The sequence below is a fragment of the Erythrobacter oryzae genome, assembly GCF_030271515.1.
GTDB classification, from domain to species: Bacteria; Pseudomonadota; Alphaproteobacteria; order Sphingomonadales; family Sphingomonadaceae; genus Erythrobacter; species Erythrobacter oryzae.
The window spans coordinates 866098-880413 of sequence record NZ_JASCXI010000002.1; the positions used below are offsets into that span (position 1 = coordinate 866098).

12 protein-coding genes are annotated in these 14316 nt (G+C 68.5%); 7 read left to right on the forward strand and 5 right to left on the reverse strand.

Annotation, left to right across the window (positions count from 1 at the left end; translation table 11 throughout):
- Positions 1-91: 91 nt before the first annotated feature.
- Positions 92-904: a hypothetical protein gene (locus tag PFX90_RS08730; protein ID WP_285712021.1), complete on the forward strand. Its 813-nt coding sequence runs from the start codon at positions 92-94 to the stop codon at positions 902-904.
- A 13-nt stretch (positions 905-917) separates the two neighbouring features.
- Here the strand turns inward: PFX90_RS08730 and PFX90_RS08735 are convergent, their stop codons facing one another.
- Entirely contained in the window at positions 918-1292 is a 375-nt protein-coding gene (locus PFX90_RS08735; protein WP_285712022.1) for a VOC family protein, read from the reverse strand.
- Positions 1293-1402: 110 nt separating this feature from the next.
- Here PFX90_RS08735 and soxR point away from each other — a divergent pair, with 110 nt between their 5' ends.
- The 3 genes from soxR (at position 1403) to PFX90_RS08750 (ending at position 6507) form a co-directional block, all read left to right on the forward strand.
- Positions 1403-1858 carry a redox-sensitive transcriptional activator SoxR gene (gene soxR / locus PFX90_RS08740; RefSeq protein WP_285712023.1) on the forward strand — a complete coding sequence of 152 codons (456 nt, stop codon included), beginning with the start codon at positions 1403-1405 and terminating at the stop codon, positions 1856-1858.
- Between the two features lie 146 nt (positions 1859-2004).
- A complete protein-coding gene (locus tag PFX90_RS08745) occupies positions 2005-2895 on the forward strand; it encodes an ABC transporter ATP-binding protein (RefSeq protein WP_285712024.1) in 891 nt (296 codons plus the stop codon).
- A gap of 15 nt (positions 2896-2910) precedes the next feature.
- Positions 2911-6507, forward strand: coding sequence for an ABC transporter permease/M1 family aminopeptidase (locus PFX90_RS08750; protein ID WP_285712025.1), 3597 nt, complete (start codon positions 2911-2913; stop codon positions 6505-6507).
- Between the two features lie 95 nt (positions 6508-6602).
- On the opposite strand, the gene PFX90_RS08755 is transcribed toward PFX90_RS08750, so the two are convergent.
- Positions 6603-7142: a SixA phosphatase family protein gene (locus PFX90_RS08755; protein WP_285712026.1), complete on the reverse strand. Its 540-nt coding sequence runs from the start codon at positions 7140-7142 to the stop codon at positions 6603-6605.
- Positions 7139-9874, reverse strand: coding sequence for an ATP-dependent DNA helicase (locus tag PFX90_RS08760; RefSeq protein ID WP_419180088.1), 2736 nt, complete (start codon positions 9872-9874; stop codon positions 7139-7141). The genes PFX90_RS08755 and PFX90_RS08760 overlap by 4 nt, the downstream gene beginning before the upstream one ends.
- Before the next feature lie 295 nt (positions 9875-10169).
- On the opposite strand from PFX90_RS08760, the gene PFX90_RS08765 reads away from it, so the two are divergent.
- Complete coding sequence (locus PFX90_RS08765) at positions 10170-11786, forward strand: lysine--tRNA ligase (RefSeq protein WP_285712027.1); 1617 nt, start codon at positions 10170-10172, stop codon at positions 11784-11786.
- 7 nt (positions 11787-11793) lie between these two features.
- A complete protein-coding gene (locus tag PFX90_RS08770; RefSeq protein WP_285712028.1) occupies positions 11794-12327 on the forward strand; it encodes a DUF1003 domain-containing protein in 534 nt (177 codons plus the stop codon).
- Positions 12328-12334: 7 nt separating this feature from the next.
- On the opposite strand, the gene PFX90_RS08775 is transcribed toward PFX90_RS08770, so the two are convergent.
- Positions 12335-13009, reverse strand: a complete 675-nt coding sequence (locus tag PFX90_RS08775; protein WP_285712029.1) for a prolyl hydroxylase family protein — start codon at positions 13007-13009, stop codon at positions 12335-12337.
- 116 nt (positions 13010-13125) lie between these two features.
- Here PFX90_RS08775 and PFX90_RS08780 point away from each other — a divergent pair, with 116 nt between their 5' ends.
- On the forward strand, positions 13126-13683 hold the full coding sequence (locus tag PFX90_RS08780) for a cytochrome b (RefSeq protein WP_285712030.1): 558 nt from the start codon (positions 13126-13128) through the stop codon (positions 13681-13683).
- Between the two features lie 63 nt (positions 13684-13746).
- Here the strand turns inward: PFX90_RS08780 and PFX90_RS08785 are convergent.
- On the reverse strand, positions 13747-14316 hold a 570-nt coding region (locus PFX90_RS08785), incomplete at its 5' end, for an RcnB family protein (RefSeq protein ID WP_285712031.1).

The following is a 14316-nucleotide window of genomic DNA, read 5'->3' on the forward strand; positions in this document are numbered from 1 at the left end:
CTCGCAGGATTTGAAAATATCTTTGTTAATCAGTGAGAAAGATAAGGGGTGACAATGTCGCCCCAAGTCCCCCGAGCGTTGCAAGAGCAGCATGGCCACAGCTTCGATCCGCGCCGAGCCATCGACCTTCCCCAGCCGCTACGCTGTCCGTCAGCACGAGGCCGATGCCGGCGCGCTGGCGCTGTCGGTGCTGGCGAGCGTGTCGCTGCTCGGGCTCGTCCTCCTCGCGGCGCCTGCGGTGCGCGAGGCCGCGCCCGAAGCGCTGGCGGTCTTCTCGCTGGGTGCGGCTGGTGCGTCGGGGGGCGAGGACGCGCAGCCGGTCGAGGCTCGCCCTGCTCCACGGCGCGAGGCGTCGCGGGCGCAGCCTGACACCCGGCCCGCGCCCGTCGCCGCACCGGCCACGACGCTGCTCGAAGACGAAGCCGCGCCCGTGCCTTCCACCCAGCCCGGCCCCGAGCCCGGCGGCGTTATCGCCGTCGCGCAAAGCCTCGCGGCGGTGTCACCCGAGACAGTGAGCGTGATCGCCGGGAGCGGCGGCGGCGGGGCAGGGGCGGGTGCGGTGGACGACGCGGGCGGCAGGGCAGGCAGCGCAGGCAACCGCGGGCAGCGGCGCATCCTCACCGCCTCCTGGGCTCCTGACATGGATTTCTCGCGCGACCATCTGCTCTACCCCCGCGCCGCGCGCGAGCAGCGGGTCGAGGGCACGGCCTGGCTCTACTGCTTCGTCACCCGCCGCGACCGGGTGAAGGATTGCCGCCTGATCGGCGAGGAACCGGCGGGCTACGGCTTCGGCAAGGCCGCGCTCAAGGGGCGCAGCGGGATGCGGATCCGGCTCCACGACGAGAAAGGCCAGCAGGTGCACGACGAATGGGTGGTCGTCACCAAGACTTTCAACCTCGACTGAGCCGGGCCCGGCGTCAGGCGTAGCTCACCATCTCGAACTCGATCCCGTCCCAGTCGAAGAAGTAGAATCGGCGGCCGGGATCGTAATCGGCGTGGTTGAAGGGTTCGAGCCCGGCGTCCTTCACCACGGCTTCGGCAGCGTCGAGATCGTCAACCACCAGTCCGAGGTGATTGAGCGGCGCGCCCTTGGCATGGCGGGCGGCGAGCGGCGCGCCGCGGGTGTAAACTGCGATGTAATCGTCCTCGCTTCCGACATGGATCGTCTCCCCGCCCAGCATCGAGGGGCCGCGCCAGCGGATGTGCCAGCCCATCAGCCGCTCGAGCAGCGCGGCGCTGCGCTCGATGTCGCCGACGGTGATGTTGATGTGTTCGAGGCGGCCGTTGGGCATTGGGGGTCCTTTCGTGGTTCCGACGCGCCGGAGAAGAGGCGAATCGACTGACTTGCGCAGCTTGCGATCTCAACCTAACTTGAGGTCAAGCTTTAATCGCGAGACCACCCATGCCCGCCGCCCGCCTCAAGCCCTCCGACCTCATCCCCATCGGCGAGATCGCGCGCCGCACCGGGCTCAGCGTGTCGGCGATCCGTTTCTACGAGGAGCGGCGGTTGATCGAGCCGGTGCGCACGGGCGGCAACCAGCGGCGGTTCCTGCGCTCGGACATTCGGCGGCTCAGCTTCATCCTCATCGCCCAGCGATTGGGCCTCAGCCTCGCAGAGATCGAGCAAGCGCTCGCCAGCCTGCCCCACGGCCGCACGCCGACAGCGCGCGACTGGGAGGCGATCAGCAGCGCGATCCGCGCGACGCTCGACGCGCGCATCGCCGAGCTCACCCGCACCCGCGAGCGGCTCGACGGGTGCATCGGCTGCGGCTGCCTCAGCCTTGAACATTGCGCGATCTGGAACCCCGAGGACCGCCTCGCGGGCGAAGGGCCGGGGCCGCGCAAGCTGCTGGCCTGAACGGTTGACCAGCGCCCAACCGTTCACCGGCATCGACAAACGGCATAACCGTCGATCAATCGCCCGCGTCCGTCCACCAACGCGGCTTTAACCTTTGGCCAAAGCCGCTAGGTTGCAAAGGATTGAACAACAGGGGCCCGCACACCATGCTCGAACTCGCCGGCGTCAGCCACACCTATCCCAACGGCACCAAGGCACTGGACGACGTCACGCTGTCGATCCCCAAGGGGATGTTCGGGCTGCTCGGCCCCAACGGCGCGGGCAAGTCGACCCTGATGCGCACCATCGCGACGCTGCAGGCGCCCACCAACGGGAGCATCCGCTTCGGCGACATCGACGTGCTGGCCGAGCCCGACCGGTTGCGCCGCACATTGGGCTACCTGCCGCAGGATTTCGGCGTCTACCCGCGCATCTCGGCTGCGGCGATGCTCGATCACATGGCGGTGCTCAAGGGCGTGACCGCCAAGGGCGAGCGCAAGGCGATGGTTGAGCACCTGCTCAACCAGACCAACCTGTGGAACGTGCGCGGCAAGGCGATCGCGGGCTTTTCGGGCGGGATGCGCCAGCGCTTCGGCATCGCCCAGGCGCTGATCGGCGAGCCCGAACTGATCATCGTCGACGAGCCAACCGCGGGCCTCGACCCGGAAGAGCGCAACCGCTTCCTGAACCTGCTGGCCGGGATCGGCGAGAACGTGGTGGTGATCCTCTCGACCCACATCGTCGACGATGTCGCCGACCTGTGCCCGCGCATGGCGGTGCTCGCCGGGGGCAGGCTGCGTCTGGAAGGCGCGCCGCATGATCTCATCGCCTCGACGCGGGGGCGGGTCTGGCAGAAGACCGTGCACCACACCCGCCTTGCCGAGATGCAGGCGCAATACGAGGTCATCTCGCACCGCTTCTTCGCGGGCGACATCGTCGTCCACGTGCTTGCCGACACCCAGCCCGAGGGCTTCGCGCCGGTCAGCGGCGGGCTCGAGGATGTCTACTTCGCGACGCTTGCCGAAACCCGCCGCGCGCCCGCTGCTGAAGCCGCGTAAGGGAGGGCCGCCACAATGCTCACCGCACGCCTCGCCGCGTTCGAGATCCGTTACCAGCTCCGCAATCCGGTGTTCTGGGTCTCGATCGCGATCTTCTTCCTGATCGGCTTCGGCATCAGCGCCAGCGACAATGTCAGCTTCGGCTCGCCCGGCGCGGTCCACGAGAATTCGCCCTTCACGATCACCCTCGCGATGGCGATCATCTCGATCTTCTACCTCTTCGTCATCACCGCCTTCGTCGCCAATGCCGTGGTGCGCGACGATGTGACCGGCTTCGGCCCGATGATCCGCGCGACCCCGGTGGGGCGCACCAGCTTCCTTGGCGGACGCTTCCTCGGCGGGCTTGCCATCGCCATCCTCGGCTACCTTGCGGTGCCGGCGGGGATAGCGCTGGGCGCGGTGATGCCATGGGTCGACCCGGAGACCGTGGGGCCGAGCAGCCTCGGGCTCTACCTGTGGCCCTTCCTCGTCATCGCCATTCCCAACCTCATCATGGCCTCGGCGCTGCTGTTTGCGCTCGCGACCTTCACCCGTTCGATGCTGGCGAGCTATATCGGCGTCGTGGTGCTGGTGATGGGCTATCTCACCGTGCCGCTGCTGCTGGGCAATGATCCGAGCTTCCAGGACCCGGTCGCGCGCTTCGAGCCGCTCGGAACGGGGGCGATTTCCGAGGTCTCGCGCTACTGGACCGCGGCCGACATGAACACCAAGGCGATCCCGCTCGAGGGCAACCTGCTGTTCAACCGCGTCTTCGTGCTGGGCCTCTCCGCGCTGTTCTTCGGCGTGGCGTGGCTGCGCTTCAGCATGACCGAGCGCGCGCCCTCGCGCTGGCGGCAGCGGCGCTTGGCAAAGCAGGCCGCCAAGGCCGCCAAGACCGCCGCCGTGCCGCCGCGCACGCTCACCGCGCCGGTCGCGCGCAGCTTCGGCACCGGCCACGCCTTCGCCACCTTCTGGCTGCGGCTCAAGGCCGAGGTGCGGATGGTGATGCGCAGCCCCGGCTTTCTCGTGCTGCTGCCGCTCGCGATCGGCTTCACGCTGATCAATCTCGGCTTCTCCGACACGACCTACGGCACCCCGTCCTATCCGCTCACCGCCAACATCATCGGCATCGTGGTCGGCTCGATGACGCTGTTCAGCATCATCATCGCGGTGTTCTACGGCGGCGAGCTGGTGTGGCGCGAGCGCGACGTCAAGATCTCCGAGATCATCGACGCGACCCCCGTGCCAGCCTGGGCGGTGTTCGTGCCCAAGATCCTCGCGATCTTCGGCGTGCTGCTGGCGATGGCGCTCGCCGGCATGTTCACCGGCGTGCTCTACCAGCTCGCCAAGGGGACCGGCACCGTCGATCCCGGCCTCTACCTTTCCGCCTATGTCATTCCGCAGAGCATCGACCTGCTGATGATCGCGATCCTTGCGGTGTTCTTCCAGGTGCTGAGCCCGAACAAGTATGTCGGCTGGGGCCTGTTCCTCGCGTGGTTCCTGGTCCGCATCGTCATGGTGAACATGGGCTACACCAACATTCTCTATTCCTACTCGGGCACCCCGTCCGAGCCGCTCTCCGACATGAACGGCACCGGCGGCTTCTGGGTCGGCGCGGCGATCGCGCGTCTCTATTGGGCGTGTTTTGCGGTGGTGCTGCTGGTCTTCGCCCACTGGGCATGGCCGCGCGGCACGGTGGTCGCGGTGGTGCCGCGCCTCAAGGGTGTGGCGCGCCGCGCGAGCCTTGCCTCGGGCGGGATCGCGCTCGCGGCGATTGCGGGGATGGTCGGCACGGGGCTCGTGATCTACGAGAACATCAAGGTGCTCAACACCTACGAAACCTCGGACGAGGCCGAAGCGCGGCTGGCCGAATACGAGCGCAAGTATGTCCAGTATGCGAGCATGCCGCGCCCCGTGGTCACCGATGTCGAATTCGTGATCGACGTCGACCCCGCCGCCAAGCGCCTGAAGGCCGCCGGCCATTACCTGATGCGCAACGACAGCGGGCAGCCGCTCACCGAGCTGCACATCCGCCAGGCCGATGACGGCGCGGTCTTCACCCGGCTCGATGTCGCCGGGGCGAGCCTCGCCAGCTTCGACAAGAAGCACTTCTACCGCATCTACAAGTTCGCGCAGCCGCTCGCGCCCGGGGCGACCACCCGGCTCGATTTTGCCACCGACGTCTGGCGGCGCGGCTTCCCCAACCGCGGGGCGGCGACCGACATCGTCGACAACGGCACCTTCGTGAACAACTACACCTTCGCGCCGATTGTCGGGATGGACGACCGCGGGTTTCTGCAGGACCGCACCGCAAGGCGCCGTCAGGGCCTGCCGGCCGAGCAGCGCATGGCCAAGCTCGAGGATACCACGGCGCAGGGCCGCAATTATATCGGCGCCGACTGGGTGAATTCGAAGATCACCCTCTCGACCGTGGCCGATCAGACCCCGATCGCGCCAGGCAACAAGATTTCCGACGTGGTCAAGGATGGCCGCCGCACTGCGGTGTTCCAGTCGCCCGCGCCGATCCTCAACTTCTTCTCGGTGCAATCGGCGCGCTATGCCGTGGCCGAGGAGATGGCGGGGCCGGTGCGCCTGAGCGTCTACTACGATCCCAAGCACGCCTGGAACGTGCCCGCGATGCAGAAGGCCCTCAAGACCGCGCTCGCCTATTACCAGCGCAATTTCGGGCCCTACCAGTTCGGCTATGCGCGGATCATCGAGTTCCCGGGCTACGAGACCTTCGCGCAGGCTTTCGCGGGCACCATGCCCTATTCGGAAAGCATCGGCTTTGCCGCCGACGTGCGCGATCCCGAGACCATCGACTACGTCTCCTACATCACCGCGCACGAGCTGGGGCACCAGTACTGGGCGCATCAGGTGATCGGGGCCAACGTGCAGGGCCAGACCCTGCTGTCGGAGACGCTGGCGCAATACAGCGCGCTGATGGTGATGAAGGAGCTCTATGGCGAGGACAAGATCCGCCGCTTCCTCAAGTTCGAGCTCGACCGCTACCTCGGCGGGCGTCAGGGCGATCCGCTGCCCGAACAGCCGCTCTACCGGGTCGAGAACCAGCAGCACATCCACTACCGCAAGGGCAGCCTCGTGATGTATCTCCTGCAGGAGCGGATCGGCGAGGACGCGGTCAACCGCGCGCTGGCGCGGCTGGTGGAGCGCTACAAGTTCAAGCCTGCGCCGTACCCGCGCAGCCTCGACCTGATCGCCGAGCTGCGCAAGGAAGCCAAGACCCCGGCGGATCAGGCGCTGATCACCGACCTGTTCGAGAAGATCACGATCTATGACCTGAAGGCCAAGGCGGCTACCTCGACCAAGCGCGCCGACGGCAAGTGGGTGACCCGCATCACCGTGGAAGCGGGCAAGTTCTACGCCGACGGCAAGGGCATCGAGACCCCCGCCACCCTCGCCGAGAGCATCGAGATCGGCGCCTTCACCCAGCGCCCCGGCACCGGCGCCTTCGACCGGCAGGCGGTGCTGGCGATGAGCCGGATGCCGGTGAAGGGCGGGAAACAGGTGATCGAAATCGTCACCGCGAAGAAGCCCGCCTTCGCCGGGGTCGATCCCTACAACTTCTACATCGACAAGGATTCGGACGATAACGTGGTGGAGGTGAGCTGAGGGGCCAACCGCCTCCCCTCGGGGAGGGGCCCGAAGGCGCAGTCGAGGGCCCCCCACCCCCAACCCCTCCCCGAGGGGAGGGGGGTAGGCAGCGCCTAGGCTTCCGGCCCCAGTGCCGGGTCGAGGTCGCGCGGGCGGGCGAAGTGCACCAGCTCGGCGCAGTAGCGCTTGAGCTCGCTCCAGTGCTGGATGTCGCATTCGAGCACGGCGTAGGCGGCGGTCGGGAATTTCACCACGGCCTCCTTGAACAGCGCGTTCTCCTTGCCCGGTGCGACCAGTTCGAGCAGCACGTCCTGCAGGCCCGGGTTGTGGCCGGAAATGAGGATCGCCTTCGCCTCCTCGTCGCCCGTACCCGCGTGGGCCTCGATCGTCTCGACGATGGTGTCGAAGCTGGCGAGGTAGAGGCGTTGGTCGTAGATCGGCTGGGTCTCGGGCAGCGCGCCCTCGAGCGTCAGCTTGACGCGGACGGCGGGGCTGGCGAGTACCTTGTCCCACTTCACCCCGTGGTCGCGGATATGCTGGCCGATCAGCACCGCTCCCTTGCGGCCCCGCGCGTTCAGCCCGCGGTCGAAATCGCGCTGGGCGGTGTCGTCCCAGTCGGACTTGGCATGGCGCAGGAGGCCGAGAATCTTCATGAGGGCAAGGTTCCTCCCGCGTGCTCGCTCGCCTCTTGCACAACACCAGCGCGCACGCGTTGTAAAGCCTCATCGAGCGTCACGCGCAGCACCGGGGTGCCTTTGGGAAAGGCGGACAGGAGCCGCGAGGGGAAGGCGGGGGAGAGGACGATGAAGTGGCCGTGGTCGTCCTTCGACCGGATCAGCCGCCCGAAGGCCTGCGCGAGGCGCGCGCGGATGATGCGGTCGTCATAGGCGCTGCCGCCGCCCGCGAGCCTGCGCGCCTTGTGGAGGATGTCGGGGCGGGGCCAGGGCACCTGCTCCATCACCACGCATCGGAGGGAGTGGCCGGGCACATCCACCCCGTCGCGCAGGGCATCGGTGCCGATCAGACTGGCGCGCGGATCGTCGCGGAAGATGTCGACGAGGGTGCCGGTGTCGATCGGGTCGACGTGCTGGGCATAGACCGGCAGGCCCGCCCGCGCGAGGCGGTCGGCGATGCGGCCGTGGACCGCGCGCAGCCGCCGGATCGCGGTGAACAGCCCGAGCACGCCGCCGCCCGATGCCTCGATGATCCGCGCATAGGCCCCGGCGAGCGCGGGGAGGTCGCCCTTGGCGATGTCGGTGACGATCAGCACCTCGGCGCGGGCGGCGTAGTCGAAGGGGCTTTCCGCTGCCGAGAGCAGCGGCGCGACCTCGACATGGGCCGCGCCCGAACGCGCGATGGCGGAGGCCCAGAGGTCGTCATCCTCGGTGCGGTCGGTGAGGGTCGCGCTGGTCAGCAGCACCCCGTGCGCGGGTTCGAGCACCACGCGGGCGAAGGGCTTCATCGGGTCGAGCCAGCGGCGGTGGATCGCCACGTCGAACTCGCGCGCGTCGGAACGGTCGACTGCGAGCCAGTCGACGAATTCGGGGTCGGCGGGGCCCCCGAGGCGGTCGAGCAGCGACTCCCAAGCGGCCAGCAGCTCGATCCGCCATGCGAGCGCAAACCGCGCCCCCTCGATCCGCGCGCGCCCCTGTGCGTCGAGCCAGTCGGGCGGTTCAGACAGGATTGCCTCCAATCGCCCGCCCAATCGGATCAGCGGCACGCGGATGCTCGCAAGCGCCTCGGCTGCGCGTCCTGCCGCCTCGATCACCTCGCCCGGCAGGCCCGCGGCCTCGGTCTCGATCGCATAGCCCGCCTCCTGCCCGCTCTCGTCGCGCGCATAGGTCGCGGTGCGCACCGCGGCGAGCAGGGCTTCGAGCGGGCCGAAGGGCGAGTTCTCGGCAAGGCGCTGGAGCCAGCCGTCGGACGGGAGCAGCTGCCCCGCCTTGCACGCGGCGGTGATGGCCTCCGCGCCCGCATCGTCATAGCTGGCAACATCGGCGAGCCTTGCGGCGAGCCCGCGCCGACGCCCGCGCGATTCCTTCTCCGGCCCCATGATCCAGCGGCGGAGTTCGATCGTTTCCTGCCCGCTCAGAGTAGCGGCGAAGGTCGAATCCGCGGCATCGAAGACATGGTGGCCTTCGTCGAAGATCAGCCGGGTCGGGCGCTGGTTCGGGTCGCGGGCGCGTGCGGCGTTGACCATCACCAAGGCGTGGTTGGCGATCACCAGATCGGCCTGCGCAGAGTCCCGCGCCGCGCGTTCGATGAAGCACTTCCGGTAGTGCGGGCACCCGGCATAGATGCATTCGCCGCGCTGGTCGGTGAGCGCCGCAATCCCGCGCTTCCGGAACAGTGTCCCGAGCCAGCCCGGCAAGTCGCCCCCGATCATGTCGCCGTCGCGGGTATAGGCCCCCCAGCGCGCGACCAGCTGCGCGAGGATCGCGGGCCGCCCCGCAAAGCCGCCTTGCAGCGCGTCCTCGAGGTTGAGCAGGCAGAGGTAATTCTCGCGGCCCTTGCGCACCACCACGGGCGGGGTGCCGTCGGGGCGCTTGACCGGCCAGGCGCGGCGGCTCTCGGCGCGCAATTGGCGTTGCAGGTTCTTGGTGAAGGTCGAGACCCAGACGGTGCCGCCACTCAAACCCGCCCAGACCGAGGCGGGGGCGAGATAGCCCAGCGTCTTGCCGATCCCCGTCCCTGCCTGCGCCAGCGCCAGATGCGGGCGGCCGGGCGCGGAGCGGGGGGCAAAGATGCGCGAGACATCGGCCGCATAGGCGCGCTGGCCCTCGCGCTGTTCCGCGCCCTCTCCGGTGAGGCGGGCGAGTTGCGCCTGCACCGCCTCTGTCGACAATTCCACCTGCCGAGGGGCGGGGCGTTCGCCCGTCTCCTCCCATTCAGGCAGGCGGGCGAAGAGCCAGCGTTCGGCCTTCTCGGGCTTGGCGATATGCGGACGCAGCACCTGCGCCCACGGCCAGCGCAGGCGCTCCAGCGATTGCACCGCGCTCCACGCGCCCTCGCGCTCGAACCATTCGGGGTCCTGACAGGCTGCGACCAGCGCCCCCGCCGCGCGCTGGAGCAGCTCGGGCACGGCGGCGTCATCCTCGGGCGGGGGCAAGCCCAGCGCCTCGGCCAGCCCGCGCGGGGTCGGCACGCAGAAGCGCGCGGGGTGGATGAAGGCGAAGGCTTCGAGCAGGTCGAGCCCCGAGAGGTCGGGATAGCCCAGCCGGCTCGCCACCAGCGGCGCGTTGAGCATCAGCACCGGCGTATCGGCGGCGGCCATGATCGCATCGCCCTTGGACACCGCCTGCGTCCCGCCGCTCGCGGAGCGTAGCCAATGGCCGCCATGGCTGGCGTGCAGGGCAGGCAAGGAAAGCGGATCGGGGAGGGTCACACCGGCATCATTGGGCGAGCCTCGCGGCGATGTAAACGCCGCCACCTTGCGCTTTGCCCGCATGGCATCGGCGCTGTCCTACACGCCGCGCGCGGGCTATGGAGGGCACGACAGATGGCGATGCGCGAAAGCAGAAACGCGCGCGCACAGTGTGAACTTCGGAATATGAGAGTAAATCTCTGAACAACGTGAGCAAAACCTGTAGGATTGCGATTCACACGGTGTGAACTTCGTGAACTTCGCCCCGCCCATTCCGCTTGCAAGCCGCCCTGAGCCCCGTAATAGCCGCCCCACCATGACCATCACCCAAGACGCCCTCATCGCCGCATCGCAAAACTCCAAGGCCTGGCCCTTCCAGGAGGCGCAGCGCCTCGCCAAGCGGCTGCCGCAAGGCAAGCCCGGCGGCGTCCTGTTCGAAACCGGCTATGGCCCCTCGGGCCTGCCGCATATCGGCACCTTTCAGGAGGTGCTGCGCACCACGCTGGTGCGGCGCGCCTACGAGACGCTGACCGGCGGCGCGCCGACGCGGCTGGTGGCCTTCTCGGACGACCTCGACGGCCTCAGGAAGGTGCCCGACAACGTCCCCAATCAGGCAATGCTGAAGGAACACCTCGGCAAGCCGTTGTCGCGCATCCCCGACCCGTTCGAAAAGTTCGAAAGCTTCGCCGCGCACAACAACGCGATGCTGCGCGACTTCCTCGACCGCTTCGGGTTCGAATACGAGTTCGTCAGCTCCTCGGACTGCTACAATGGCGGCCGGTTCGACGAGGCCCTGCGCGGGGTTCTGACGAACTTCGGCGCGATCATGGACATCATGCTGCCGACCCTCGGCGAGGAGCGGCGCAAGACCTACTCCCCCGTCATGCCGATCAGCCCCACCACCGGCGCGGTGTTGCAGGTGCCGATCGAGGTGGTGGACGCCGCCGCGGGCATCATCCGCTTCACCGACGAGGACGGCAGCACCGTCGAACAGTCCGCGCTCGGCGGCATGGCCAAGTGCCAGTGGAAGGTCGACTGGGCGATGCGCTGGGTGGCATTGGGCGTCGATTACGAGATGTACGGCAAGGACCTGACCGACAGCGGCATCCAGTCGGGCAAGATCGCCCGCGTGCTCGGCGGCAACAAGCCCGAGGGGCTGATCTACGAACTGTTCCTCGACGCCAAGGGCGAGAAGATTTCGAAGTCCAAGGGCAACGGCCTCTCGATCGAGGAATGGCTGCAATACGGCAGCCCCGAGAGCCTCGGCTTCTACATCTTCGCCAATCCCAAGAGCGCCAAGCAGCTCCACGCCGGGGTGATCCCCAAGGCGGTGGACGATTACTGGCAGTTCCGCACCAGCATCCCTTCGCAGGACGTCGACAAGCGGCTCGGCAATCCGGTGTGGCATCTGCTGCGCGCCAACGAGCGCCACGAGGGTGCCGATGCACCGGGGCAGGGCGAGAGCCTGCCGGTGCCTTTCAGCCTGCTGCTCAACCTCGTGGGTGTGCTCGGCGCAGGCGCGACGCGCGAGGCGGTGTGGTCCTATCTCGGCAATTATGTCGCCGATGCCGACCCCGCCAAGCACCCCGCGCTCGATGCTCTGGTGGGCCGGGCGCTCGCCTACAACCGCGATTTCGTCGCGCCGACGCTGGAAAAGCGCGCGCCCGCGGGCGGCGAGGTGGGGGCGCTGAAGGCGCTCGACGCGGCGCTCGAAATGGCCGACCCCGCGACCAGCGCCGAGGACCTCCAGACCATCGTCTACGAGATCGGCAAGATCGAGGAATTCGGGTTCGAGAGCCTGCGTGACTGGTTCAAGGCGCTCTACGAGACCCTGCTCGGCAGCGAACAGGGCCCGCGCATGGGCAGCTTCATCGCGCTCTATGGCATCGCGCCCACGCGCGCGCTGATCGCGGAGGCGCTCGCCAAGGCATGACCCGCCCATGACCCAACGCCCCGCCGATCCGCACAAGCTCGCCCGCGAATTGCTGGGCCGGGATTACGACGATCTCGAGGCGGACGAGCAGCGGGTCCTGAAGCATGTCGCGGCGGGCAGCTTCACCGGCCGCGATGCCGATGAACTGGCGCAGGCCCACGCAACCTGGGGTGACCGCCTCGCCGACCGGGTGGCGGCGATCGGCGGCAGCTGGGGCTTCATCATCGGCTTCGGCGTGGTGCTGGTGGTGTGGGCGGCGCTCAACAGCGGGGTGCTGCAGGCGATGGGTTTCAAGCCCTTCGACGCCTACCCCTTCATCTTCCTCAACCTGATGCTCTCGATGCTGGCCGCGGTGCAGGCCCCGGTGATCCTGATGAGCCAGAACCGCCAGGCGATGAAGGACCGCATCACCGCGCGCCACGATTACGAGGTCAACCTGCGCACCCAGCTCGAAATCCTTCGCCTGTCGCGCCGGGTCGAGGCGCTCGCGGCGGATGTGCGGGCGATCGCGCGGAAAGAAGCGGAGGGCGATGGCACCTAGCCGCCGCTCAGCGCCAGCGGCGGGTGCGATACCACTTGGTGATGATGTATTTCGCCCCGGCCTCGACCGGGCTTCCGGCATGGAGCGTCGCCTCGTTCGGGCGGCCGTCGGGGAGGGCATTGTTCCACATCAGCAGCACGCCGGGGGTGGGGGCGATGTTGATGCCGAGCAGGGTGAAGGCGGTCGCGCCGCCCGCTTCGACCGGGTTGAGGTAGGCCATCGTCGTCCAGCTGCGCTGCCCGCCGCGCGCCTCTTCGCCCGGCCAGTAGCTTTCGGAGGTGTAGAACCAGTCGTTGTGCGGCTTGAACTCCTGCCCCGGCAGGTAGCGCTGCCCCTGGATCGGCTCGCCGAAGGACTTGGGCACGCCGAGCACCGCATCGATCCGCGCCGAGATCCCGGCGACGAAGGGATCGTGGAAGTCGAGATCGCTCGAAAAGGAGGTGCGAAAGCCGCTGTCGTAGCCCAGCTCGTGCAGCGCCGAGGGCTTGGCGACCGTATCGATCATCGCGCACAGCCGCCCGCATTCCTCGCCGGTCAGGAAATTGCCGATGGCGTAGAGCTCGATCCGATCGTCGGGCACGCGGTAGATTCCGGGCACGCCTGCCAGCCGCGCGCGCACCGCCGCGCCGAGGCGGGCGAGGGCGTTCTGGTCGGGCACGGGGGCGGCGGCGGTCGTGGTCATCGGGGGCGAGCCTAGCAAGCCGGTGCGCGGCGGTGCAAGCCGCGTGCGGGTCACTTGCGGCGCGGCGTCACCCTGTTAGGCTGGGGCGCACCGGGGGATTGTTGGAGGGATAGACAATGAGCCTCAACGCCAGAACGAAATATTCGGGCCTCGCCATGCTGCTGCACTGGCTGATCGCGGTGCTGGTGATCGTGCAGTGGCGGATCAGCGAAGCGGCCGAAGAGGCGCCCACGCGCGAGGCGGGCGGGCAGATCATGGCCAACCACTTCGCGCTGGGCGTGGTGATCTTCATCGTGGTGGCGCTGCGGCTCTTGTGGCGGCAGGTCAGCCCTCCGCCGCCGCAGGTGCCGGGCCACGCCCCGTGGGAGCGCAGCTTTGCCAAGCTGGTGCACTTCGCCTTCTACGCGCTGCTGTTGGTGATGCCGGTCGCCGGCTGGATCGCGATGTCCGCCTTCGGGGAGCCGATCAGCGTCTGGGGCCTGTTCAGCCTGCCCGCCCTGCCGGTGCCGCGCAGCGAGGCGCTGGGCGAGACGATTTTCGAGCTCCACGGCGCCTCGGGCATCGCGCTGCTGGTGCTGGTGGCGCTCCATGCGCTGGCCGCGCTCAAGCATACCTTCGTCGACAAGGACGGGACGCTGTGGCGGATGCTGCCCTTCGGCCCGGCGCGCGGCTGAGACCGGACAAAAGAAAGCCCCGCCGGATCGCTCCGGCGGGGCCCCTTCTCGGCTGGCGAAGACCTACCAGAAGAAGTCGTTGATCACGTCTACGACCTCGCCGGTGTAGATATCGACCAGCAGCACATCGTCATAATACCGGACCCACTGGTAAGGTCCGTAGACCGGCGGGAGGCGATAGGCCCACGGGTCGTTGATGAAGAAGCGCGGCTGGAAGAACAGGCTGTCGAGATAGAAGCCGATGCTCAGCCGGCTGTAGCGGTGGCTGCGGAACGGCGCGTAGTAGGGGCCGGGCCGGAAGGCGAAGCGGTTGGCGCGGCGGAAATCGTTCCAGTCGTAGCGACGGTCGAAGCGCCAGCGGTTGTCCCAGCGACGGAAATCGCGGCGGTCCCAGCCCGGGCGGCCGTTCCAGCCCCAGCGCCAGTCGTCGCGGCGCCAGCCGCGGCGGTCACCGCGCCAGCCGTCACGGTCGCCCCGCCAGCCACCGCGGCCATCACGGTCACCGCGCCAGCCGTCGCGGTCGCCGCGCCAGTCGCCGCGCTGGTCGGCACGGCGGGCGTCGCGGGCGATGTCGCCGACCTGGTCGGAGAAGCCCCCGCCACCCCGCCGGTCGAAGCGGCCGTCGCGGCCCCC